20 protein-coding genes are annotated in these 23,650 nt (G+C 41.0%); 7 read left to right on the plus strand and 13 right to left on the minus strand.

Translation table 11 applies throughout. The features are described 5' to 3' along the window. Positions 1 to 71: 71 nt before the first annotated feature. From ACE5CV_RS10155 to ACE5CV_RS10165, 3 genes are all read right to left on the minus strand, one after another. The gene (locus tag ACE5CV_RS10155; protein ID WP_374950050.1) at positions 72 to 1,187 is read right to left on the minus strand and encodes a FecR family protein; all 1,116 of its coding nucleotides are present in this window, start codon (positions 1,185 to 1,187) and stop codon (positions 72 to 74) included. Between the two features lie 257 nt (positions 1,188 to 1,444). Beyond that, complete coding sequence (locus tag ACE5CV_RS10160; RefSeq protein WP_374950051.1) at positions 1,445 to 1,642, minus strand: hypothetical protein; 198 nt, start codon at positions 1,640 to 1,642, stop codon at positions 1,445 to 1,447. Between the two features lie 102 nt (positions 1,643 to 1,744). Next, positions 1,745 to 2,326 carry an RNA polymerase sigma-70 factor gene (locus tag ACE5CV_RS10165; protein ID WP_374950052.1) on the minus strand — a complete coding sequence of 194 codons (582 nt, stop codon included), beginning with the start codon at positions 2,324 to 2,326 and terminating at the stop codon, positions 1,745 to 1,747. Between the two features lie 316 nt (positions 2,327 to 2,642). Between ACE5CV_RS10165 and ACE5CV_RS10170 the strand changes: the two genes are divergently transcribed. After that, on the plus strand, positions 2,643 to 2,924 hold the full coding sequence (locus ACE5CV_RS10170) for a helix-turn-helix domain-containing protein (protein ID WP_374950053.1): 282 nt from the start codon (positions 2,643 to 2,645) through the stop codon (positions 2,922 to 2,924). A 327-nt stretch (positions 2,925 to 3,251) separates the two neighbouring features. Here ACE5CV_RS10170 and ACE5CV_RS10175 read toward each other — a convergent pair whose 3' ends face one another. The 3 genes from ACE5CV_RS10175 to ACE5CV_RS10185 form a co-directional block, all read right to left on the minus strand. Next, positions 3,252 to 4,475 (minus strand): YozE family protein, encoded by a 1,224-nt coding sequence (locus ACE5CV_RS10175; protein ID WP_374950054.1) that lies wholly within the window; start codon positions 4,473 to 4,475, stop codon positions 3,252 to 3,254. A gap of 233 nt (positions 4,476 to 4,708) precedes the next feature. Continuing rightward, complete coding sequence (locus tag ACE5CV_RS10180; protein ID WP_374950055.1) at positions 4,709 to 5,761, minus strand: hypothetical protein; 1,053 nt, start codon at positions 5,759 to 5,761, stop codon at positions 4,709 to 4,711. A 7-nt stretch (positions 5,762 to 5,768) separates the two neighbouring features. After that, the gene (locus tag ACE5CV_RS10185) at positions 5,769 to 7,076 is read right to left on the minus strand and encodes a HEPN domain-containing protein (protein WP_374950056.1); all 1,308 of its coding nucleotides are present in this window, start codon (positions 7,074 to 7,076) and stop codon (positions 5,769 to 5,771) included. A 212-nt stretch (positions 7,077 to 7,288) separates the two neighbouring features. Between ACE5CV_RS10185 and ACE5CV_RS10190 the strand changes: the two genes are divergently transcribed. From ACE5CV_RS10190 to ACE5CV_RS10205, 4 genes are all read left to right on the plus strand, one after another. After that, positions 7,289 to 8,800 carry a hypothetical protein gene (locus ACE5CV_RS10190; RefSeq protein WP_374950057.1) on the plus strand — a complete coding sequence of 504 codons (1,512 nt, stop codon included), beginning with the start codon at positions 7,289 to 7,291 and terminating at the stop codon, positions 8,798 to 8,800. 66 nt (positions 8,801 to 8,866) lie between these two features. Beyond that, positions 8,867 to 9,004: a hypothetical protein gene (locus ACE5CV_RS10195; protein WP_374950058.1), complete on the plus strand. Its 138-nt coding sequence runs from the start codon at positions 8,867 to 8,869 to the stop codon at positions 9,002 to 9,004. A 239-nt stretch (positions 9,005 to 9,243) separates the two neighbouring features. Then, the gene (locus ACE5CV_RS10200) at positions 9,244 to 10,908 is read left to right on the plus strand and encodes a DUF6035 family protein (protein ID WP_374950059.1); all 1,665 of its coding nucleotides are present in this window, start codon (positions 9,244 to 9,246) and stop codon (positions 10,906 to 10,908) included. Between the two features lie 200 nt (positions 10,909 to 11,108). Next, a complete protein-coding gene (locus tag ACE5CV_RS10205; RefSeq protein ID WP_374950060.1) occupies positions 11,109 to 11,327 on the plus strand; it encodes a hypothetical protein in 219 nt (72 codons plus the stop codon). Here ACE5CV_RS10205 and ACE5CV_RS10210 read toward each other — a convergent pair. Both ACE5CV_RS10210 and ACE5CV_RS10215 read right to left on the minus strand, forming a co-directional pair. After that, positions 11,324 to 11,902, minus strand: a complete 579-nt coding sequence (locus ACE5CV_RS10210; protein ID WP_374950061.1) for a P63C domain-containing protein — start codon at positions 11,900 to 11,902, stop codon at positions 11,324 to 11,326. The two genes, ACE5CV_RS10205 and ACE5CV_RS10210, sit on opposite strands and share 4 nt — an antisense overlap. A gap of 4 nt (positions 11,903 to 11,906) precedes the next feature. Then, positions 11,907 to 13,115: an ImmA/IrrE family metallo-endopeptidase gene (locus tag ACE5CV_RS10215; RefSeq protein ID WP_374950062.1), complete on the minus strand. Its 1,209-nt coding sequence runs from the start codon at positions 13,113 to 13,115 to the stop codon at positions 11,907 to 11,909. A 144-nt stretch (positions 13,116 to 13,259) separates the two neighbouring features. Between ACE5CV_RS10215 and ACE5CV_RS10220 the strand changes: the two genes are divergently transcribed. Further along, a complete protein-coding gene (locus ACE5CV_RS10220) occupies positions 13,260 to 14,018 on the plus strand; it encodes a hypothetical protein (RefSeq protein WP_374950063.1) in 759 nt (252 codons plus the stop codon). A gap of 129 nt (positions 14,019 to 14,147) precedes the next feature. On the opposite strand, the gene ACE5CV_RS10225 is transcribed toward ACE5CV_RS10220, so the two are convergent. After that, on the minus strand, positions 14,148 to 15,509 hold the full coding sequence (locus ACE5CV_RS10225) for a hypothetical protein (protein WP_374950064.1): 1,362 nt from the start codon (positions 15,507 to 15,509) through the stop codon (positions 14,148 to 14,150). Between the two features lie 129 nt (positions 15,510 to 15,638). On the opposite strand from ACE5CV_RS10225, the gene ACE5CV_RS10230 reads away from it, so the two are divergent. Beyond that, on the plus strand, positions 15,639 to 18,881 hold the full coding sequence (locus ACE5CV_RS10230) for a hypothetical protein (RefSeq protein WP_374950065.1): 3,243 nt from the start codon (positions 15,639 to 15,641) through the stop codon (positions 18,879 to 18,881). Between the two features lie 568 nt (positions 18,882 to 19,449). Here the strand turns inward: ACE5CV_RS10230 and ACE5CV_RS10235 are convergent. The 4 genes from ACE5CV_RS10235 to traM all read right to left on the minus strand — a co-directional run bounded on the left by ACE5CV_RS10235 (position 19,450) and on the right by traM (position 23,648). After that, positions 19,450 to 20,964, minus strand: coding sequence for an SIR2 family protein (locus ACE5CV_RS10235; protein ID WP_374950066.1), 1,515 nt, complete (start codon positions 20,962 to 20,964; stop codon positions 19,450 to 19,452). Between the two features lie 369 nt (positions 20,965 to 21,333). After that, on the minus strand, positions 21,334 to 22,098 hold the full coding sequence (locus ACE5CV_RS10240; RefSeq protein WP_374950067.1) for a hypothetical protein: 765 nt from the start codon (positions 22,096 to 22,098) through the stop codon (positions 21,334 to 21,336). A gap of 14 nt (positions 22,099 to 22,112) precedes the next feature. Beyond that, positions 22,113 to 22,529, minus strand: a complete 417-nt coding sequence (locus ACE5CV_RS10245) for a hypothetical protein (protein ID WP_374950068.1) — start codon at positions 22,527 to 22,529, stop codon at positions 22,113 to 22,115. An 18-nt stretch (positions 22,530 to 22,547) separates the two neighbouring features. After that, the gene (gene traM / locus ACE5CV_RS10250; RefSeq protein WP_374950069.1) at positions 22,548 to 23,648 is read right to left on the minus strand and encodes a conjugative transposon protein TraM; all 1,101 of its coding nucleotides are present in this window, start codon (positions 23,646 to 23,648) and stop codon (positions 22,548 to 22,550) included. Between the last annotated feature and the right edge of the window lie 2 nt (positions 23,649 to 23,650).

The raw sequence follows: 23,650 nt of genomic DNA on the forward strand, positions 1-23,650 counted from the left end.
TAGCCAAGCTTAAAGCCAGGTCGCCGACTCGTTCGGCTCCTGGCTTTTTAATTAACTAACTGATCTGACTTCTACTTCATTACCGTTATCCTCCTTCCTTCCACCTTAAAATGAACGGATTGGGTTGCCTCCAGGCCGCTGAGTACCTGGCTTAGATTCTTATCTCGTGAAATCCTGCCGTGAATACCGCCGTAAGAAATATTGGATTGGTATTGAACCTCAATGTCATACCAGCGGGAAAGCTGGCGCATGATGCTTTGAATATTTTGGTCGCTGAAATGAAATGAGCCTTTTATCCAGGCAAGTTCATCTTCAACCTTTACCGATGTTCGGGTGAGTTCTCCCTGTTGTAATATGGATTGCTGGCCAGGTGACAGTCTTTTGGATTTGCCATTGTTGGATAATACGTTGACACTTCCTTCTGCTAATGTTGTTCTAATAGCCGGTTCATCCGGGTAGGCGTTGATATTAAAATGCGTTCCTAATACCCGGACAGATTGCTGGTGAGTTTTGACAATGAACGGATGCGCCTTGTCTTTGGCGATTTCAAAATAGGCCTCGCCGGTAAGCTGGACAATTCGGTCATGCTGGTTCTGAAAGCTGGTTGGGTAACTCAGAGACGATGCTGAATTTAGCAAAACCTTGCTGCCGTCCGGTAACAGCACTTGCCATTGACCTCCTTTGGGTGTTGAAATATTGTTGGTGGTGATACTATCACCCGTGACAGGAAGTACAATAGACTTATAGAGTATCTGACCTTTTGCGGTTTTATAAACGGCAATACCGGCTTGCTTTGCGATCTGTCCGTTTGTTGCTGCGCTTAAGTTGATTTTGTGACCATTGGAAAGGGTAAGCACCGCGTTGTTCCCACCGGGCCTAATATCATAAATAGATACAGTTTTCTGTGGATGCGCTGTCGGCAGGATAAATTTCACGGTGATGCTGATTATCATGCCAATGATCCCGGCAGCTATAGCAAGTTTTACCCCGATATTTAGAAAAGAGATATGGTTGCCTGGTAATTCTCTAAATATTCTTTGACCAATTGATATAATTCGTTTAGGAGCAATATCAAGGTCATGTTCGTTGAATTCTAAATACCATGCTTCCAGCAATGCTTTCTCTTCTTCAGTGCAGGTACCTTCGTGGTATTTTATAAAGAGTTTTTGTAATTCTTCCTTTTTCATGATTGATATGGAGGATGGTCAATATCAATCATGACGGCTATCTGTGTTAAAAAGGAAGATTTATATGTTTTTTATGGAGTTGTCTTAAAACTGCGAAGAAATAGATCGGTAACCGATCTATTAGATAGTTGGGTTAGAAGGTGCCGTAAGCAGCCAGGAAGGCCGGCGCCGTACAAAGAGGTGTGAACCGGTCCGGCCGTTAACAAAAAAAGCCAACCCTCCGGGGTTAGCTTTTTTGTTATGAGATGCTGTTCATGTTATGCATTTAAGCAAATGCCTCGCAGCTGATTTGCCGAGTTCTTTTCTATCTTCCTTTGTGTTAACAGGAAATCTTCCATTCCATCATTTAATTCCCGGATGATCTGGAAATTTTCGGCGTCTGTAAAAGAAACTTTTTTGGACTTAGCTGCGATATCTTCAAGCATCAATTCATATTTGCTTTTGGATTCTGTCATGTTGTCTTTTAGTTTAAGTTTTCTTTAAATTGCTGAAATGGATGGGCAAAGGTAGTAACTCCTTCGAACTTTCCAAAATTCACTCCAATGCTGTTCTTCTTGCTATCTGAGAACGGACATCAGGATAATGGTGATGAACCCCAGCTTTGTTCTCAGAATACGGAGCGCATTGTTGACCTGCTTGGAAACATTGTTCTCAGATATATCAAGCTGTTGTGCGATTTCTTGGTAAGATAACTGCTCTTTCCTGCTTAATTCAAAAATACGTCTCATTTTCGGCGGCAGCGCCTGGATCTGCTTTTCTATATAAGCGTTCAATTCTTTTTCACGGACACGGTGATCTGTTGGCGCGCTGGTTGACTTGCTCAGGTATTCCTGAAGGGAGTCCAGGTGTTTCGTTTTTACTTGCTCATGTGCGAAAAGGTCAAAGAGCTTATTTCTTACAGCGGTAAATAAATAACCCGGAAGATTGGTGGTTGGTAGTTCAAATTCTCTTTTGATCCAGAGTGAAGTGAACAGGTCCTGGACAATATCTTTTACCTGCTCTTCGTCACGTAGTTTTTTGTAAGCGTATATATAGGTCAGGTAAAAATGGCGATGGTAAATTTCGCTATACGCAGCCTGATCTGACTGTTTTAGCAGTTGGAGGAGTTCGTTGTCGGGAAGGGTTGAATAATTCTGCATTGGCCTACCTGTTTCGTTTTACCGAAATGAGCCTCTGCATAGTTTGAGCCGACCAAATATGGCCGGAACTCACCCGTCATGTTGCGAGGCTCTGGTAAAGCCCATCCTTTTGCAAGGGTACCCACATGACATAAGCGAGCTCCGGCCCTATAAGTATAGGGAACGGAAGCAACACTTACCATCGCGGGTTAATTTACCAGATTTCGCAGCGAGGCTCGTTAGCAGTCCTTATTATCAATATAAGAAGCTGCAAAAATAATTTAAAATCTATGATTTAAGCTAAGTTAAAAAATATACCCCACATGTAGGGTATATCGTGGATTTTTTTTGTATTCTTTTATGGCTGATGCCGGGGAATCCTAACATTTCAGCTATAGAACAATATATAATCGACTTTGTAACTGAGTTGCGACTCAAACGGCAACTTACTCAAGCAGATATTGCCACGATTATAGGCGTTGGAAGGTCCTTCGTAAATAAAGTTGAGGATAAGAAGGAGCGTGCAAAATACAATGTAAATCACATTGATAAATTGGCTGACCACTTTGGACTCTCGCCAAAAGATTTTCTTCCGGAAAAGGCTAATAAATATCTATAATCTATAGGGCGTTGCCTTCGGCCCAGGCTTTCGTTGCAAGTCCTCGCTCTGCTGTGGGCTTTTCACACAATCCTTAACGCAAGAAATTCTCACGATTGATTAGTTGAAACTTTTTAACAAATGCGTTTAATCAACCATCTATAATGTTCAGTTATCCTTTATTGATGCAAAATTTATATTTTAATGGTTAAAGGAAATCCAATCATTATTTAATGAATACTTTGATTCGGGCCTAGTGTACGGGCACTAATTTTAATAAGCTGGCAGACGTTAAGAAAGTCCTATTAAAATTGAAAGCCCCTTACCATCGGGTGGGGGCTCTTTCAATTAAAGTGTTACGAGATTTGCACAAGCAAGTTCAGGACTACTTCTTACTTCATCCAAAAATAGGCTGTGTTCATTTCCTGCTTTTTTACGTGGACTTTCGATTTGTACTGTATAGTGCCTTTCGTCAACTCCAACAACATTCACCGGAATAGCATTCTTTCCGTCCCAGGAAATCCATGCTGGATCACCGCGATTAAATTTTTCTATCGTTCGTTTGTTGAAATGTAATGGAATCGCTTTTTTAACAGATACGATAGCCCGGGTAGCAGGTTTATTTGGCGACGATCTTTTTGCAGTTTGTTCTTTCGAGATAATGACGCTTTTCCGCTTTATGAACGCTTTGTAGGTTTTCCATGCCCGCTCTAATGTTTCTATAGCCATCCAACTTGCTCTTCTTGAATATAAATAATCACGATAATCATCCAGCGTTGAATGGTTTGGCCATGTCTTATCGTCCATCATATCTCTTGCCAAATCGCCTAGCGGAGAATCTCTGTTTTTCTGCTTTGCTAACCATTCTGTAAAATTAGTTTCGCGCTCTTCAATCGGTTGAACGTCGTTAAGAGGTTGTGCATTACTAATTATTTGATGATAGGCATCTCTCATTTTTACTAGCGCCGCATCCAAGGTTTCCGCTTCCGCAGAATGGTGGTTAGTTTTGACATAGCCAATATGGCCAGCTACCCGTTTCATATTGAATACATCGACAACACCCCGCTTACTTTGTTGAAAGGACAATAGAAGGTTTGAAGAAACGTATTCACGAAAAACTACTATTGCCAGTTCGTCGTTTTCAAATTCTAACTTCACACCGTGTCGCTGGATTTTCTGGTCATTAAAACAAGCAGGTTTTGACTTCAGATATTGGTCGGCAAGGGCTTTTCCGAGTTCTTCCAATGTTGGCCAAACAGAATGCAAAATCAGTTTTTCATCGTATAGAGTTAAGTAAACCCCTTCCGCCAAATCTTCAGGCAGATCTTGCGGAAGTCCGTTGAGCTTGCTTCTACGTTCCCTAATTTGGGCTGTCGGGGTTAGAACAATAAATTCGGCATCTCTTAAATTGCCAATTGAACCTTTTGTGTCAGCAAGTAAAGCTGCACGTGAGGCATAGCCAAAATAAGCCGCTACCAGCTCGTGGGCGTGCGAAGATTTTAATTGAATACCGAATTTGTTAAGACAAAATGCGCGCAGAGAATCGGCGCATAATTTAGTAATGTGCTCCATAGCAATTTTAAGTTAAAGGCTGGACTTTAAATGATTGTCGAGAGTGTTTAAACACAACCTATACCAGCGGATTTAACAAAATTTTGCTGTAGGCTTGTCAAATATGAATTAGCCTCGCGTTTCAGTCACTCACAACTACGGCGCTCGATTCCTTATCACTAAGGTAAAATTAAAGGATCAAAAAGCAAGTAAGAAAATCAAAAAGGTTTATTGAGAACAAGGCAGGGCATTTACTATAAGGCGTTTAGTGTAGCCAATATGGCTTCCGGCATACTTTCTACCTGGCATTGGAATAGGGTATCCAATTTCTCCTGTCCGATAATGGTATGCAATTCGCGCTCGGTGAAAAAGTAATCACAATACGGCAACGCAATTGCTGCGTGCATGATGTCCAACGTATCGTTCCCGTCTGTATATTTCCTGTTTTTATTCCAGCGCATCGAACCGGCTAAGGCCGCGGTTATTTTAGCTGTAGGAAACTGCGTTGTTACTTTGCCAAGCTTAAAACACTGATAAATTAGTTTTTGCCACGAAGTTTTGTCAGTGTTGGCAATCTCTTCGGCGGTAGGGAGATGCCAGGTCATTTTCTGATAAAGCTCCTGTATAACCTCATTAAACTGATCGCCAAAACAATCTAAAACACCCCACAGTTCCGAAAAAAACATTTCCGTCCGGTTTTTATTCTCGTGCTTATATTTTTCTTTATCGCTGTTCATCAACTTCACATTATCGCGACCGGTGAAAGGGCTGTGTGAAAATTGTGGTTGTTCGATAAGCACAGACAAAGGCATATGGCATACAAAATCAAGGAACGACATTTTCAGAGCATCTGGTAATTCTTCCACTTTATGCGAATAGAATAAGTAGCCTGAAATTAATGGGAGTTTACTCCATACAAACTGGTTAAGTATAAGCTTTTTGTCTGTTGCTACATTAGTGGAATACCAACAAGAAAATTCAATTTTTACTCGTTGCTTATCGCTGAGTATAGCTATCCCCTCGGAAAGCTTTTCCACCAATTGAAATGTCTTTAGCAATGAAGTTTTGTCGTACTGCTTCATCATCTCCCAAAACACGACCTCGCTAACCGGGAAAATACACTTCTTACTTTCGTAAAGTTCAATGAGCTTGTTGGCTAGCTTATACGTGGTGGTTTCCTGACCACTGTTTAACCCATCCCTAAGCAAAATCCAGTATTTTAAATCGAGATAAATGATTTTACGGCCTGCAATCGCTTCACTAATAGCAACACTTTGCTCCGCTATATATTGATCTATGTAACGCATCGTTTGTTCAATTAACCCGATCCCGGTAGGCTTTCATGATGGTAATAATATCATTTTGTGCAAAGCCGACCTGACTAAGTACACAGCAAACCAATATGACTTTAAGCTTTTGTGTAAGTTCATACAGTTCTATCCCCGTAGCCACATGCACATTTGCCTTTTTGTGAAAGAAATGAGAATAGTAATGTCGGGAATTGACCACGATATCCAGATATAGTGAGGTGTTTTTAACCAGTTGCACGTAAGAAAACTGGTCGCGTAAAAACGTTAACTGCTCTTTAAGTGTAACAAACCTGCCACTCGCCGGGATGTTCGGCCTGAACCGGGTTGCATAACCCTCTAAAGCTTGTACGACAATCAGGAAATCTCCGGTATTGAATATGTTTCTTTCGTGAATGCTCTCAATAAGGTGTTTTATGATCGGCGCCATTAAATCATCAAAACCGTACCAATTCTTAATTACATCTTCAAAAGAAGCTTCGATACTGTCATAAGTAAATAAAAAGTCTTTGGTGTTTATCTTATCCGCATTTACCTTATCTAATTGATTATAATAAAAGTTGATAGGATGGTGAATTTTCTCGCCATCCATTAACTCCTGATATTCATTGGGTGAGTACAATTCGATGGATTGATAACCAATGTTGGTTAGCGTACCAAGCGTGAGAAACGATTTGAATTTTGAAATCTGTGAAAGCAATTCCCGAAATGGCAGGTTACTTTTTGAAAGGATGTTTAATTGGTATGCCTGCCGGACGAGCAGTTTTTCATCATGAGGAGTCGCTGGCGGCGAGCATGTAAATTCTAACTCCAAGTCTAAATCATTGCCGAGTTGAACCGAAATAATGTTGCTGTTATCACGATCAAAACTTAGGTTGAAACCATTAACCTTGTCGTTCTTAAATGGTATGGAGTATTTTACGCAATAGTGATTTACCCATTTAGTCAGGCCAGGCATTTTAACCGTCACCTGATTAAAGGCCGCATCTTGCAGACTTTTTAAATGTATCCCCTGTAAACAATATTGAACGTTGAACTTTTGCATCGGGAAAGAGCAGCTAAAATTCAGGGTGCCGTAAGACGAACAGTTGAGCAATGTAATACTTTCGGCATCAGAACTTTCTCCCAGGATAATATCAGTGCGCTTGGAGTCATCCTGTGCTAAAGCGAACATATAATCATGAGGGTCTTTGAAAGAACCGATTAATTCCAAGGTGATTTTTCGGTTCGGCAGATAAGTTAAAATTCCTGCAATCCTATTTTCCGGGTCATCAGGTAAAAACCAGTATCCTTTTATTTCAACAGCGTCAATCATTTATTTATAGTATGCCGTTGATTAGGTTTATGGCTTTCCGGCAAGACGATGCAAATTTAAGGAACGGTTTCAGATGATTATAGGAGTTGCATTTTCTCTTTTAGTGGACTTGGACACTTGAAGCCATAGAATTACACATATACTAAAGTCGCGTCGGTCTGCACATTGTTATTTATCTGCGAATGGTTAATTTTAGATTTTCGCACAAACCAATGACAGTTAAAGACCTTAAAATTCTTGATGATTTACAACAACGAACAGCAAACCTGCCCGATATTCTCCATCTACGTGCGGCAGAATTTGGCTATCAGTTAACAGATGAGGACAAGGCTTTGTTACTTGATACCTACTCAAAACTTGATGATATTTTAAAGGAAGTAGCGGCCTTCATCAATATTAAATTCCCTAAATGCGAAAGGCATGTTAGAGCGTGGAATGAAATAGATTTTGATACGAAAATTGGAGACTTTAAAATCATAACTAATGACCGGGAGCATATCAAAAGAGAATGGCGAAAAGGAATGTTTGATTTAAAAAGCTTAATCAAAGTATTAATAAATGAAACGGTTCTGGTAGTCGAAGAAAAAGAAGAGCAAGAATCTCCAAATAACGTTTTAAAGGATATTTCTTCCGACCGCCCTTTGAGCCATTTTACCAATGAAGAGGTGATTCCAAATCAGAAGCTGGTTAATGAAACGATCAGTTTTTTTGAAAGTGGCCAGGGAAAAGGTTTGTTTACGCCGCTTGAAATATTAAATCTGATCGATAAGCAAAAAAACTTTGTAATGCTGAATTACAATAACGGTGACATTGTAATGCAACATTTTCAAGGTCTTCCATTGTCTGGCCGTGCAACGCACAGCTTGTATGGTTTTATCCTGAAATGGTTTGGTGGATATCCGGTCAATAATATGAATGAAGAACTCAATGCGACGTTAAAGTTGATACAAAGCGAGTTTCTGAGTTTTAATGGAGATACACCTGAAAAGCAGTACTGTAAGGTGGATCAGAAAATGAGAAACAAATTTGAAAGGTACGGCATTGCTTTTACAACAGCGATCAATCATGGTATCGACGTTAGCGAGGTACTGTCTGCAATGGAAACGGATGAGCCAGAAGATGTGGTATTCCACAACTTTGAAGATTTGTTTGCCGCTGCCATAAAAGATGGCGTGATCGAAACTTACACTAACAAAAAAGATTACCTGATTGCACAGGGTGCTTTCAACTACCAATTTAATGTATGGTTGCAGGAGCATAAAAATTGGGAATATCGCAATGAGGAGCAGTATCAAATGTTCCTTAATAAAGATGTTTTCACAGAATTTTTGGCTTTCAAAACTAAAAAGGCTGCAACCTCAACACCTGCAAAATACATTCCTGACACTACAGCCGCACAAATAAATACGCCACATCTCACCATAAAACAAGTCGCCTTGATCTGTCATTACACTGATTGCATGGTAACCAGGTCAAATGCCAATTCTATTATTGAAAAATATGGCCATACTTCGGGTGACAGGTTGTTTAACACCTTTTCCCATTACAGAAGTAAGGCAAACCGTGTTGGGGCAGAAAACACAAAGAAGAAGAATAAAAACAAACTCGATTTATTTGAAAGTGTGCACATTTATTTAATAAGCGATGAGACAGCAAAACCAAAAATTGAAGCTGATTTAGCAAGTTTGCGTACAGCAATTGAGCAAGCTGATTCAACTTTGTAACCAGTTGTAACCGGTTACTGTTCTGACGTACCCACCAGATTTGCATCAAGTAATAACACTTGATGTATGAAATCATTTAATAAAAGAGATAAACAGGGTTTAAAAGTTGGGAGAACCAATGAAGTTTTAGCGTGGGCTAAAGTCCTTGGGCAAATCGTTTTAATCGGAAAGATAGTAGAAGAAATAATAAAGCTGTTTGTGTGAAATGGCACTTAACGCCCTATGGAAATGAATTGGGTTTGATGGTGCAAGTTTTAAACCTGGAAATTTTCTTAGCTTGCATCAGTCTTAGCCGGAACCTAACGGCTAATTGTGATAAGGTTTAGGTTGAACGCCCCTGACAGCAAGTGTTTGGGTTTATTTTTTGCCTGTTTTGAAGTTAAAAATCCATTTTATTGTACCTTTAAGCTTCTCGAAAACCTCAAACTGCGACGGATTATAAAATGGCTTACCAGCGCTCGATAGATATTGCTTATGATAAACAAACGGGCGAGCAGTACGACGCGCATAGCCTTTTTAAAACGGCTAAGGAAGGTTATGAGATCAGGCGCCGTTATAATGCGGGCGAGCTGGAGATTAATTGCTGTAAATGCGACCAGGCGCTGATCGTTTCCGACAGTAAAAACGACCGACTGCATTTCAAGCATTTTCCTAACGCTAATGATTGCCCCTTAAAAGATGGCGGCATGACCAATGAGGAAGTTAAGGAGTATAATGACATCCTTCGGGCGCGGGAAAGTTCAAGACATAAATTTCTTAAAAACAGGATCGCGGAATTGCTTAACGACACCGAAGGCGTTGAACCCGGTTCGGTTGCGGCCGATACCCAATTTTTTTTCAGCGATGTGGAGAAGCGCAGGCCTGATGTTTATGGGGTTTATAAAGGAAAAAAAATGGCGTTTGAGATCCAGTTGTCTAACCTCTCACAGCGCTACCTTCTAGGCCGGCATAATTTTTATAAGGGGAAGGGAATTTACCTGGTATGGATCCTCGATAATTTTGACGTGCAGGGCCAGTCAAAAATGGAACGCGATATTAAATACCTAACCCCATCGCAAAATTTCTTTAAGTTGGATGAATCGGTGCATGATTTCAAACTGTCCTGTACGTACAAATCCACTTTTATCACCAAAGAAAATACGATTCTTTCACCCTGGCGAACAAAGTCAGTTGCCATGTCTGAAATACAGTTTAGCGGGCGCGAATACCAGGTATATTACCTGAATTATGAGCAGAAATTAAAAGAGGCCCAATTGACGCTTGAAAAGAAAATTGAGAAGGATGCTGAGGAAGAGCGCGAAGAGCGCAGGCGTGTAAACCGGGAAGCAGCCGAGAAGAGCGCAGAGACAGTCATTAAAAAGTTGAAAGATTACAGGGCCAGGAAATGGGATTTTTATAAGTTTCATGAAGAACTCGACCGGCTGTCCTACATGGGTTTGGAGGTGCTTAATGAGCGTTTCGGTTTTGATACCAGGCGGCCGAAGGGTCTAACGTTACTTAACTATTATATAGCGAATACCCCGGAGGGCCAGTTTTCTTTTATCAAATATTTGTTGGGGGATAAGCGCATCGTCATGGATGTGAACGCTGTGGATGATGATGGCACGACCACATTCCAGCAGATCATGAGAAACCGTAATTTGGATTACCGACAGCCGCTGATCAAGAGTTTATTTAAAAGAGGTTATCGGCTTGCCGATGGGGACATTGAGGAACATGGTCTACTGGATATGCATGAGGGCGATAAAGCCCATGAATTGATGGCGTTAAAGTGGTGTGATCAACTTGAAACTAAGGAACTTGTGGATGATGTGTATAACCATCTGACTTTTCTGTTTGCCGTTGAGAGTGCCAGGCGAAAGGAGATTTTCGGATTCGGTTATAAAAACTGGATCAGCTTCGCTGTGCAGGCCATTATAAAACATAGAGATAACTGGGTTTATATCGAACGGGCCTTTAGACGGTTTGGACTTTGGGATATCCTGGTCGCAAATGATAAGCACAAAAGCTTTCAAAAGCAAGTCGCAAAAATTACGGAGGAACAGCCTGAACAGGATTTAAGCCGGACCTACCTGCTGATGCGGGAATTATATTGGGATATTGCCTGAATAAATAAATCATGTTTTGGCACCGCAAATTATTTCCATATTAAGGCTGGTAAAAAAAGCTGGAGAATGGCGCCTGGCAATATAATACCCGAGCGATGCTGTAAAAACGGTTAGAGACCGGATAGCATTTGATGATGATGTTGATATCGTCGTTTAATCTTTATTGGGTCAATTTCTTTTTCAATTGCCTAACTTTGGGTATGGCAAAAAAGGATATCAACCAGTTAGCTAAATTCATTATAGATATTGCAACAGGAAGTGTCAGTGATCCTAATGAAGATAAAAAGCCCGGTGCGACTGTTAAAGGTCGCGCCGGTGGAAAAATTGGTGGAATGAGGAAGGCTGCAACGCTGACCGCGAAGCAGCGTAAGGAGTTAGCAAAAATGGCTGCCGCAAAGCGCTGGCAAAGCGGGTCCTAGTTTTGTCTGAACAGGTCAGTTTGATAGGCAACTTTATGGTCATCAAACATCAGCTTTCTAAATTCGTAAGCGGTATTACACTTTTCTAAGGCCGCAATCGCGTCTCCTATGAAACCTTGTAACATCAATATACCTTCATCAGTCAAAAATTGGTAGTATTTGTGTTCCCGCTCCATGTATCCTTTGTATTTGTTCTGAATCTGGATTGTCGGTAAAACTTCCTTATTAAATCTGCTGTAGATTACTTCAATCGTCAGATCGGCACACACCTTGTCTTTACGGAATGTTTTGGGGTCGCCATTTAAACTATATACTCGGTATATCTGGTTGTAGAATTCCTGTGAGAACTGAGGCCCATGTTTTTGTATGGTTGATGCGAGAACATTTAAATCCAGCTCTTCTCCATTGATCAGGCGGATAATTATTTTCTCTTTCTCAGTGTCAGGTTTTTTATTGCGAAGTTCGGTCTCTTCAAATATCCTCGCCAAATCCTCTTGTTTCGAGGGTATTTTTTTAAGGTTCTCTTCCTGTTGGTTGTGGCCTTTTAAGGCATCCTTTTCGTCTAAATCTCCCATTTTTTTAATTATATATTTCCAATTTTTTATTTTTTACTATTTCATCTATGGTGTGCTCCTCATTCAACGGGAACTCTAAGCGATAGATCGCCTTTTCAATTTTTGGCATTTCGCGTCTAGCCCTTACCCAGGCAAGGCGATCTGTTTTTCCGTGATCGTAAGCGTAATATATATGCACGATACTTGGATGAACGTTATTTTCACGCGCTACCTCTTTTACATAGGCGTCATTCCTGATGTATTTTTCGGCAATCCGCATCTTTTCTTCAGCGAATAGATAACGCCTTGCAAACTCGTCGGCCTCTGCTTCCTGCTCATTAAGGGTCAGGGACTCTTCAATATCCTCGGACACATGATAAGAGGTTTTTTTTATTTCGTCCATGTCAAATAGCACATGATATAGCTCGTGGCAGAGGCAATGCCAAAGCGTTGGATAAAACCCTTTATAGTCAGTCAGAATTATGCATGGCTTGTCGTTGAACACAATGGTTGCTCCACGCAGGTGTAAGGAAGATAGTGGTGATTGAAAAATTACTGTAACGCCTAATCGGTAAAGCACCTTGACCACGTGTACCAAACCGAATTCAACATTGGTTGAATGCCATTTTATTTGTGGGAAATATTTAATAAGTTCCTCCCGGTCATAATGGTAGTGATTATCCAGTTTGGAAAGTATCGTCCTTGCCCGGGTAAGCCAATAATCCCTGGTCAGGGCATTTTTAGCAGTATTTTTTGTAGAAACGTTCCCAGCCCAAAAAGCAGTGATAAATGTTCTTTTTTTATAATCAAAAATTGAATTTAAGTTTAAAGATCGTTTTAAGCTATTCTCGATCTCGACATAATCGTTTAATGTTTTGATAACGCCGGCTTTACGCAAAGCGATGAGGTCGAAGCTTTCTTTAATGAACTTCTTTTTATTAGCAGTTGTGTTTTGCAGTTCGAAGTTTTCTTCAAGTTGCTTCAAGTGGATCTCAATAACTTCTTCGGTTGTCATATTTAAAAAGAGGGCCACGTTAGTTAGTACCAGGTAATCCACTTTTTTTTGCGTACCATCCAACAGCCCGTCAAGGGTCCGGTGGCTAACGCCCAACCAACGCTCAATTGCCGTTTGCGTGGTCTTCAATTCATGGAGGCGCCGTTCAAATAATTGCCTTAACCCAACTTCTTTGAAGATATTCTCTAATAATGAATTTATTTCGTCGTGTTTGCCCATTTGGATAATAAGAGATGCAAAAATACTTCACTTCTTTACTTACAAATATAGAATTTTTTCACATATAATAATTGTAGATGTAAAAAAACATCAAAAAATATCATAATGAATTATATGCTTAACAATAATTTTTACCTTTGATCAATGAATAAAATACCCCTGAGCAAAAAAGTCCAGATCGTTGAATGTTTGGTAAATGGAATGAGTTTAAAAGACACATCAATCCTTGCTGATGTGTCCATTAACACTGTGACCAAGTTACAGATGGATCTGGGTAAAGCTTGCCTGGCCTATCACGAAAACACGGTCAAAAGTTTGGTCATGACTAAGGAAGTGGCATGCCAATTTATTTGGAGTTTTGCAAACCTGGGCAGTCAGGAAGAGCCTGCTATTGCAAACGGAACGGCAGATGATTATTGGACCTGGGTTGCCCAGGATAATAAAAACCAGCTTATAATAACTTTCTCCGTAAGTCCTTGTAATATAGAATCGGCAATGGCTATTTTAAAAGATGTACGGTTAAGGGTGGTTGCGAACTATGAGGTTGCTACCATTGGGCCGGCAAGTTTTACGGAGGCGGCGAAGGAATCTATATCCGATGGGATTGAAAACCAACTTAGTTTTTCTGCACTGAAAGATAAATTACCTGGAATACCTGAGCTTAGACATGGTCAGACTGAAACTTCCCTGGCAGCAGGTTTGCAAAAAGTTTCTGAAAACGTCAACGGATTCTCTTATTTAAACAAAATGTCCAAGAAAGTGATGAGCCTTTGGTATTCACTTTCCCTACACTGTGTTTATCATAACTTTTGTAGGGAACAAGCCGGCGGTGCTACTCCTGCGATGAGAGCGGGTTTGACAACCAAATTAATGAGTATTGAAGATCTGATAGCGCTAAAATAAGGTAAAGAATCCTCAGGAAGTTGTTTGGGGGAATTTATTTTTATTTTTCATTATCTCTGTTAACGAAAGCAGCGGCATCCTGCATGGCAGATACAGCGAATAGCGTGGTTGCGTAAAGCGCAAAACAGCCTACAAGGGATTATGAGGATTATGGAGGTTGTTGTAAAGCTTCCTGTAGTTTGCGTCATTGATCAGTTTAGGACGCACAGCGTCAAAACCAAAGTTGTACGGAAACTCGTTGATCATTGAGGAGGGATCGCGTGCAATGACCGGTCCGTAAAAATTAAATACTTCTTTATAGACACCGATGATGTTAAAGATCTCCATCTCTAACAGCTTGCTGTAGCGTTCTTCAGAGAGGTGTTGCTTTGTATGGATAGTTTGGTTCCTGAGTTCTTCCAGGTTGATAAACCGCCCCCACCAGGCTTCCGTTTCAGGGTCAGCAGTTTGATAAATTGTGGTAAGATGATCCTTTAACTTTTCCCGCAATTTTGCATTACGTTCTATATGGGCCTTGTCTCTCACCTTCCCTGTCGCTGTGGTAAACGTATAATTGTCCGGTATCAAAGAATTGACCAGCGCTTCTATTGCTGTTATCGAAAATATAAGCGCAGTGGTGATCAGTTCAAAGTATTCATAGTATTCTATCTGGGTTTCCATTGCCGGGAAGTTGCCATAATATTTCTCGTGGCGTGGGATGATGGTCTTCTCATAGAACCGTTTACTCTCCTGGAGGTGTTTTTCGCAAATGCTGGCATAGATACTTACGTCGTTTGGCTGGACCATCATGGTATGTAAGCCATCAAATTGCAGCACCCAATTGGCGCTGAAAGTAAACCGCTTGTTAAGGTTTTCTTCATGAAGGATAATATCCGGCTTGGCTACGCGCCTGTCAGTGTTTTCCATATACCGCTTATTATAGCGGTCGGCTGCTTCCTGTAAAGGGTCTTTGACGACGAATGTTTCTCCATTAAAAACCAGGTAGATGACTTTATTACTTTGAATATAAACTTTTTCAATATCGGTTAACCTCTGCCCATCTATAGAAGTTGCAATGCCCGAAATAATTTGCAGGATCAACTCTGTTCGTTTTAACAGGATCTCGGTTGTTTGCAGCGAGAGCGGAAACATCAGGACTTGCTCATCCTCCAGCCGGAAAAAGAAGTTAAAAGTGGAACCACTCGCAGAGAAACTTTCTTCCCCGTCGTACATTGGGGAGAATGAGCCATAGAAATCAGTGAGCGTTGCAAAGAATGATTTTTTTTCCTCATCGCCAAGCTGCAGAAAACTGTTGCTGATGAAAAAGGAAAACCAGGACGGACTGTAGATATAACCGCCATCAGGGTATTGTTCTTTTGGTTCAAGATCGATCACCTCGCTGGTAATAACGGTTTGATCCATTAGTTTAACCAGCTTTTCTGATGCTACAAATTTGAAAATATCCTCTGACGCTGCAACGGCTAAATCGGTTTGAAATTCTGGCCACCTCATATATGGAATAATATAGGTTTCGGAGCAATATACGAAATGACTTAGTAGAATTTTTGGTCAGTGGAGAGATTATTTATAACGTTAACTTTGTTTGTAAATACCAGATACCTTTACCAATCACCCTAAATTATGCTCATGTTAAAAGGATTAAAAAAGCTAACTAAGGAGCAGGAAAAGATACTTGCGGGTTTAAAACAGTTAAGTGATGAAGCTGCCGGTTTTTATCAGGACGCGCTGCTGATCATGGATAATGACTGTTTATTAACTTCCAAGGTAAACCTCGTGGCCCACTTAACACGGGAGATCGATTCGACGTTCAGAAAGATTTTCGCGCCAAAGGAAGTTTCGGATGAGCATCCTGAAGCAAAAGAAGGCCGTGGAAACTATGCCTCCATTTTAGTAGCGATGGGATTTGAGAATAAGCAATTGGCCGATGAATGGTTCAGCATTGCCAAACAATTTCCGTCTTTCGCTCACCGTCATGGTTTAAAAACGAGGACGCTAAAAGAGTATTATAAATTATGGACCCGGTATGAGAAGGTTTTGGGTGTACTGTTAGGTTCACAATATGCTTTTCAGGATCGAATAGCCCATCTTGCGGGATTTGATGTGCCAACTAAGGAGATGCTAGGCTCTCTGCCTTATTTTTTGAAAGACCCGAATAATCAATTTCTGTTGTATAGGACCCTGGATAAGCCAGGTTGGCTTATTCCATTGTATGAGCAGGGTTTATTTAAAGTATTGCCCATGTCGAAGCTTCCATCGGAACCCAAGACCTTAAGGTTTCCGGAGTGGCTTCCTTTGCGTTACCTTGCAAATACAGCAGGGAAGGTTGATGAAAAACAAGAGGCGGTTATTGTCGCGATTATCAGGGACCTTCAATCTGCGGTTGCCGGGGGCAAGGTCGTTTTGGACGAACATTCCGTTTATCTGGTTACGAAGATAATTCATGATCTCCCAACGTACATTTTTCAGAAGGAGGATGCAGACTTTTTGATAGCTTTTGGAAACTACTGGCCGATAGATCATGTGACCTTTGAAAGTGTATTGTCTGAAGATATGGTTGAAAAATACCTGAAGGCAGGGTCGGCCGAGGGGCTTTTAAACGTACTGGATTTTACATTTGGGTACCGGAAACGGGACCAAGGCATGCCGCTTAAAGGTAAATTCGCAAAGTTTAGCAACAACCGGGTGGTCCCAAATACCCGGGACGGCCACCATTGGTTTTTAAAGCAGCATTTAAAAGAAGTAATAAATTTGGGTGGGTTAGCCTTGGTTAAACATTTGACAAATATTCTCAAATCATTGGCTATTGATAACGGTTATGAAGTAGACGGCATTCCGTCTATTGAAGATTCTGAGCAAAGAGCAGGACGATATGGTGACTGGTCTTACCAATTGATTGATATGGTGAGTTTATCCGGTGAAGTACTGGATGCAAATGAGAAAAAAGAGTTTGTAGAATTTTTACTGGAAGCGGATTCGCCAATCCTGCAACGTATCGCATTTCATCTGATCAGAACAGACCGCGTAGTGCTTGAACCGTTGTTTTGGGATTACCTGCAAAAACATGAGTTAAATGCACAGTTATCAATACATGAATTGTACCTGTTGCTGGTTGATATATCGCCACAGATTTCCGTTGAAAACCTGGTACTGCTACTCAAGTGGATAACAAATATTCGTGTAGAAAGTCACCATCTCAGTAACGAGGAAAAAGAGGAACACCGTATTTACCGTATTCAAAGATACTTTTATGCATTAAAGCCTCAAGGTGAGGAACAGCAAACAATTCTTAATGAATACCTAGATAAATACGGGGCCTTAACCCCTGAACATAATCCCCATCCGGAATTTGATAGTTATTCAACGTTTTCTCATGGCTACGATGTGCCGGATGATGCTAATGACCTGGAACAATTGTCGGTTAAGGAGTTAGTTGAAAGACTTGCAGCGCACAAAAAGAAGGACAAATTTGATTTTTCAGTTAATGGCCTGGGTCTTTTGATTTCCAAGTATATCATCGGTGACCCGGAAAAGTTTATCCGTGATCTGCCGGGACTGTTATCGCTTCCGCTGATGTTTATCAAGTCCGTGTTTAGCGGATTCGCGACTGTAGTAAAGAACAATGGCGTCCAGGACTGGAAACCCTTGTTAGCGGCCTTTATGGCAAGGATCGGTCAGGATGATTTTAAGGTGGAAGCCAATGCGAGATATGCGGAGGAGGTAGTGTATCACCTTGCGGATTTTATTTTAGAAATAAGTGAACATGACAGTGAATATCATTTAAATCAGGATGAACTGGATTTTTTGGCAGGTACCGCTATACAGATTTTGGAGCTGGAGCAATTCAAGAACCTTGACCATATTGAAAAGGATTTTATGAATTATCACCTGAATACGATGGATGGCAAGCTATTTTCGGCGGTCATTAATTTTAGCAGATTGTGGTCGCAAAAACTGGAGGAAGGCATCGAGCAACGGTTGCCACCCTCTGTCGCTGCCTATTTAGAGCGAAATTTATCACGGACGTCGGAAAAGGATAAGGCCTATTCGCTGGGACTTGGTTATGATTTTGCGTTTATACTTTATGCACATAAGGCTTGGTGCGAGAAAAATTTCGGGGCAATCTTTCCGGACGCCAGTCCGCTGCATAAGGATTATGCGCTAAGCAGTTTGTTTTCTCCCTACACATCTATCTACAAAAATGTCGTTCAATATCTGAAGGATACAGGCTTGAACGATTATGTGGTAAAAAGATATCTGGCTGATACCGGCGAGTTAGGTAAAATTTGCAAATACGCACTGGTGGATTATTTTGATATGAGCCATAATCCCCTGGAGGATCCGAAGTCGCTAATTGCGGAGCTTATTGCTCATCAAGAGCCTACCCAGTACAAAAAGTTGGTCGCTGTGTGTTGCCAGTTGGGGAGCGTGCCTCAGGAAAGGTTACTTATTTTATGGAAGGCCCTTGCGGAAGTTGCGTTGAAAGATCCCGGGAAATATGCTGAAGTGCTTAATGAATTGGTCCGTTTGATTAATATGGTTTATCAAATGGAAGATGAGGCTTTTGAATTACTGGAAAGTTCTGTTCCACATTTGACAAACGCTTCCTCAACCTATTTTTTGGTAAAAGATCTGTTGGATAAACCGTATGATCAATTGAAGAAGCCCGGTGAATTGCTTTTAAAGATCTGGAGGCAAAGCGGTATTCATGTGTTTGTGAGTGATGAGCTAAAACAATTTGTAGAGCGTCTTTATAAAGAAGGAAACATAGATATCGCTGATGAGATTTGTCATTTTGTAGCGGCCACGGGTGATTTAAGCTTAAAGTCGGTTTACGATAATTTTAAGCTTTCCCAATTTAAGTAAGGAAATCAAAAAGTCCGAAATAAAGAATGACGGGCTTTTTGTTGGTGTTATCATATAAAGGTTTTGAGGGAACTTTAATCCTATCGTCCTCTCCATGCTATATAGCGTGGCAAAATAATGGATACTTTAGGCCCTTAGGTACTCAATATTAAACGAACGAAGATCTACAACATATTGATGAACAATTACAATATGTTTAATGATTTGGCATACTCCTGATAGAATATCCCTGCACACTTCATCGTAAAATCGACCGATTCTTTACTTTGAAATTCTAACTTTACCTTTGTGGTGTAAGGATAACAGCATCGTACACTCCTTTATTGCCGTTCTGGCAAGTTTAGGAAATCGGACACCTTGATCGAGTTCTTAATCATTTCAAAAAGGAGGCGTTATGCTACTTTTTGGCTTTGTATTTCAGTTATCGCTAACATGATGCAGATAGCAAACACTATCAAGAGTTGGATTAAATAATAACGCGCACTTTATAGGAATGTTAAAATCACTGTTATTTGTGATTGAGGCTGAACCTGATTCAGCCTTTTTTATAATTATTCAAATCGTTAAGCTATTTAAAGATATTTGTCGGCAACATAGATAACATATGCTTTTGAATATCAGTACCACTTTTTCTTGACCTAAAGGACTTAAATGTGAAACGGTTTTTTAGAGTGTTTCCATGGGTCTGAAAATAATAGTTCAGTAACGATTGAACATTTTCTGGTGAAAACCCGGCCAGTTCGGTTTCGTCAAAGTCTTCATAACCGGTCTCTTTCAAGGCATCTAAAAGGCGGTCTATATGGCGGAATTCGGTTTTTGCATGCTCACTTCGTAATGCTTCTAAATAGGTCAGAATTACGACAGCCATACACCTTCGACTCTCGTCAGCGTTGAATGCGTCACCAAACTTCATGCTGATCATCATTAACACATCCAAGCCAAACGGAATTTCGAGGCTGACCCTACAATCGTCGAATTCCGTCAGCGGGATCAACCCAAAGCCTACCTTTAGCACACTTTCCGATTTTTTGAATTGAATGTTATGGAAGGCAAATGCAATTTGCTTTTTGATCTCTCGGTCATAATCACCTTCTAAAACTTTAACGATAAATTCGACCATTTCATTTTCAACATCGCTAGGGATTTCGCGCATTTCAATGCACATCCTCAGCTTTTCAGCTAAATTTTCTGCTGGAAGATTGCCCTCTTCGAAAACTCTTCTGATATCCGATAGTTCGAAATCGGTAACAACAGTGGTAACGAAGGACGCGTTCATATCATCGAAGGATCTGTCTACACGTTTTTCCGCGACCACTTCACCCATTCTATTTAATAATTCTGCCAATTCATCCTGCGAGTCCAGTACCAGTGTAATTATATTTTTAGCTCTCAATTCTGCTTCCCGTTGAGGGTTGGGTCTAAAGGAAATAATGTAAGAACGGTTCAGAGCCTGCGATCCATAAAGCTCAGTATGCAGACTGTATATATGATCGATATTTTTATCAGAAAAACTGTAACCCACGAAAAGTACACTTTTACCGAGAATATGCGCCCGGAACAACACATCCAGTGGATTTCTTTCAATCTTCAGGCGTTTGTCGTAATCCTGCTGGGTAAATACAATACTATCCGGGTCGGAAAAGTCGCCATGAAATTTGATAATCTGTCTGGCACCATGAGGCATATTCACAATGTCTTTTAAGCCTATGATCCGGTAATAATCCCGCTTTAATAGTTCCCCAGCAGTTTCCAGCGCATCATCATAATTAGTCGTATAAATTATCGGTGGATTCATGACAAGGATACGCATATGATTTCTGAGAGTGGACGAAGATTTTTCCTGTAGTGTACAGAGCTTTATCAATTTTTCCAGCAAAGCGGGGCGACCGAATTTTTCTTCATACAATTGAGCTACTTTCAAATAGTCCGTTTCCTCGGTTTGGATGCCAGACCTCAGTTCGTTTATCAGGCCCGGCCAGTCTGCTGCTCCAGCCGGAATACTCATTCCCGCTCCAAAGAATGGGATAATCCTAAAACTTAATATTCCCTCTATTATTTCTTCAATGATCGATTCCTTGGTCATGGTGAGTAATTTCAATAAAAGCTAATATAACACTATTAAAGCCCTAATAATTGGAATATTTCGGGATTTTAAACATTAAGGGTTTGTAATGAGTAACAATAAATAATAGATAACTATTTATTATCAAGTATTCGCTGGTTACGTACAGTTTCGGAATGAAGTGGTGGACATGAATTGTTACTGATCATAGTTTTAGCTAAAATTCTTTTTGTAAGTATAAAGCTGCTTCAGTGAGTGATTTATACACTTAATTCCTGCGTTATCTCAATGTGATTCTTTATCGGTTGCATGCGTGTGTGTACAGGCAAGGTGGTACAGTTAGATTCCAGAAAGTAAAAAAGGAGCCTGGTCACCAGGCTCCTTTTGCTATTAAACCGTTACTTTTTTATTACTCCTTTGCTTTTTTGCAGGAGCGCCCTCCTTTTGCTGCTCAACCTGTTTTTGGGTTTTGCTTGCTTTCTGTTCTGGTTGCAGCAATTCTTCGCGCTTGATCTTTTTCATTTGGTGGTCGAATAGGTCCACGGTTTTAAACTGTGGGCTGGCGGCAATGAAGTATTTTTTGTCTTCACCGCCGCGTTCGACGGTGATCTGCTGTGTGTTGCCTTTTTTCAGGGAACGAAAAAGGTTTTCCTTGCCATCCGGAGTGTTGAGTTCTTTAATGCCTTTACCCTTTAAAACGGGATCCAGGTCAAAGCCGTAATTTTCATTAAAGCGTTTGATCTCTTTATTGCCATTTTGGGTTTGATTGTTATTATCAAGTTGCAGCCAGGCATGGTAGCCTTCTCCTTCTTTGTTGTATAGTTGTTTATAAACGGCACGTCCTTCCATCAGGTTAAAGGCTTCCTTGGCAGTGACGCCATTGCCTTTGTTGATATAAAACGTTTGATTTTCTTCGTTTTCTTTACCTTTTTTAAGGGTAGTGTCGAACTTGTTGAAGAAATAGTTTTCCAGGTTTTCACCCCCTTTAAAATGAAGCGTGTAATCCACTTTTTGCTGGTTGAATTCATGCTTGGCAGCAAGCGTAAATTCAGGCACTTTCTTATCAATGTTTTTTTCTAAGGCCGCATTTACCTGTTCGCCGAATCCAAGGTTTAACAGGCTTTTCTTTAAGAATTCTAAATTTTGTGTGTTCATGATCATTTTGGTTTTTAGTAATTAATTTGTTGTTTCGTTTCTGTGAGGTTAAGGGGCAGAAATGGATCCCGCGTAATTGCTGGCTGAAGCATGACCAGTTGCACCAGCGTCATCGCGTCCTCCGCTGTTACATCCGGCTGGAAGTATTGCATGTGTTGGCTACCTGGACTAATTAGGCTACCCATTGAGCAATCAATAGAAAGGAGCCTATATTGTCCTTCATTGTTTCTGTCAAAAAACAGCGTGAAATCAGCTTGACCGCTGTCGGCCGACTTGGTTTGTTTAATATTCGGGTAGCCTTGATGATTGCCAATGATGATCCTGCGTAATTGATCGACAACTGTCGGATCATGGAAACCAAGGTCAGCCAGCTGCGTTTTTAGCTCATAAAAATTGATGCTGGCATCCATCCAGGTCGCCTTTCTGCTCATGTTGTCCATTGCAAATGTTTATTTGTTGATTTTCAGCAGGACCGGGTATTGGTCGGTTAATTTTACTTTGATTTTCTTGATCTTTTTGCTGAAGAGGCTTTTGGCAGCGTTGACACCTCCGGCAGCCGCTTGCGCGCCGAGGTTTTGATCCATGCTCAAAAACTGCATGCTTTGAAGGGCATTGTCTGCGCCGGAAGATGCCGCACCACCCAGTTCGGCCTCTGACGCAGGAATACCAGGCATTCCATCAAGGCTAAATACAGTGAGGTTGACGGGGATGATCTGCTTGTCCAGTCGGATGTTCTGAATAGTCAGTAACAGTCGTTGGTTGGAGACCTGACAGACTCCGAATAGCTCATGACCTTTTGGGAGGAGCTGATTTTTTAATGTCACCGTATCGGTCAATTTTAATTTGACGGCTGCACCATCCTTCACTTTTTGTCTGCCATCTATGATCGCAGGTATCGCCCGAAAAGCATTTTCACTTTCTCTATTCTTAGCAGTTTGAGCTTTAGCCACTTCCGGATTTTGAATGGCTTGGATTTTTGTTAACATATTGCTCAATTGTTTCATCTCCGGGTCTTCTCCACCGGAGGATTTCATTGATCTCATCATTTGATGCAATCGCTTCACCTCCGGGTCGGGTGCCTGACCGGTATAAGACGTTGGCTGCGGCTGGTTGAGCTGCCTGTTTAATTGGGCCAGTTTGGCTTCGATCTTTGCGGATTGTTGATCAGCATTGCTGACAGGTGAAGTCATCTTGGAAACTTCAGCGGTGTCAGCCGGTGCTATCGATTTCGGATCAAAGCCCATCGCTTGTACGAAGCTTTTACTGACGCCATCTTCGGTGGCTGATGTGTCCTTACCTGCCGCCTGATAGATGTCCATTTTATCTTTTTGCTTATGGTCTTTAAACTGGGCGGATGGAAGCGCCATGTCTATGCCCCGTTCAGTAATAACGTTTGCTGATCTGCCGGCATCTTTCCCGCCGCCTAATGCCCAGAACGCCATGGTCAGGAAAGGCAGGATCAAAATGGGTATGGCGAGATAAAACTTGCGTTTTTTTAAGAATTCTTCGGTGTGTACCGGTGTTTGGCCGGTTTGCTGTGGATTTTCCATGT

Source organism: Mucilaginibacter sp. (genome assembly GCF_964263795.1).
Classification (GTDB): Bacteria; Bacteroidota; Bacteroidia; order Sphingobacteriales; family Sphingobacteriaceae; genus Mucilaginibacter.

Bases quoted from the DNA above. Each gene is read 5' to 3' on its own strand.
- ACE5CV_RS10155 (WP_374950050.1), bottom strand. From the start codon at position 1,187: ATGAAAAAGGAAGAATTACAAAAACTCTTTATAAAATACCACGAAGGT.
- ACE5CV_RS10160 (WP_374950051.1), bottom strand. From the start codon at position 1,642: ATGACAGAATCCAAAAGCAAATATGAATTGATGCTTGAAGATATCGCA.
- ACE5CV_RS10165 (WP_374950052.1), bottom strand. From the start codon at position 2,326: ATGCAGAATTATTCAACCCTTCCCGACAACGAACTCCTCCAACTGCTA.
- ACE5CV_RS10175 (WP_374950054.1), bottom strand. From the start codon at position 4,475: ATGGAGCACATTACTAAATTATGCGCCGATTCTCTGCGCGCATTTTGT.
- ACE5CV_RS10180 (WP_374950055.1), bottom strand. From the start codon at position 5,761: ATGCGTTACATAGATCAATATATAGCGGAGCAAAGTGTTGCTATTAGT.
- ACE5CV_RS10185 (WP_374950056.1), bottom strand. From the start codon at position 7,076: ATGATTGACGCTGTTGAAATAAAAGGATACTGGTTTTTACCTGATGAC.
- ACE5CV_RS10190 (WP_374950057.1), top strand. From the start codon at position 7,289: ATGACAGTTAAAGACCTTAAAATTCTTGATGATTTACAACAACGAACA.
- ACE5CV_RS10195 (WP_374950058.1), top strand. From the start codon at position 8,867: ATGAAATCATTTAATAAAAGAGATAAACAGGGTTTAAAAGTTGGGAGA.
- ACE5CV_RS10200 (WP_374950059.1), top strand. From the start codon at position 9,244: ATGGCTTACCAGCGCTCGATAGATATTGCTTATGATAAACAAACGGGC.
- ACE5CV_RS10205 (WP_374950060.1), top strand. From the start codon at position 11,109: ATGGCAAAAAAGGATATCAACCAGTTAGCTAAATTCATTATAGATATT.
- ACE5CV_RS10210 (WP_374950061.1), bottom strand. From the start codon at position 11,902: ATGGGAGATTTAGACGAAAAGGATGCCTTAAAAGGCCACAACCAACAG.
- ACE5CV_RS10215 (WP_374950062.1), bottom strand. From the start codon at position 13,115: ATGGGCAAACACGACGAAATAAATTCATTATTAGAGAATATCTTCAAA.
- ACE5CV_RS10220 (WP_374950063.1), top strand. From the start codon at position 13,260: ATGAATAAAATACCCCTGAGCAAAAAAGTCCAGATCGTTGAATGTTTG.
- ACE5CV_RS10225 (WP_374950064.1), bottom strand. From the start codon at position 15,509: ATGAGGTGGCCAGAATTTCAAACCGATTTAGCCGTTGCAGCGTCAGAG.
- ACE5CV_RS10230 (WP_374950065.1), top strand. From the start codon at position 15,639: ATGCTCATGTTAAAAGGATTAAAAAAGCTAACTAAGGAGCAGGAAAAG.
- ACE5CV_RS10235 (WP_374950066.1), bottom strand. From the start codon at position 20,964: ATGACCAAGGAATCGATCATTGAAGAAATAATAGAGGGAATATTAAGT.
- ACE5CV_RS10240 (WP_374950067.1), bottom strand. From the start codon at position 22,098: ATGAACACACAAAATTTAGAATTCTTAAAGAAAAGCCTGTTAAACCTT.
- ACE5CV_RS10245 (WP_374950068.1), bottom strand. From the start codon at position 22,529: ATGAGCAGAAAGGCGACCTGGATGGATGCCAGCATCAATTTTTATGAG.
- traM (WP_374950069.1), bottom strand. From the start codon at position 23,648: ATGGAAAATCCACAGCAAACCGGCCAAACACCGGTACACACCGAAGAA.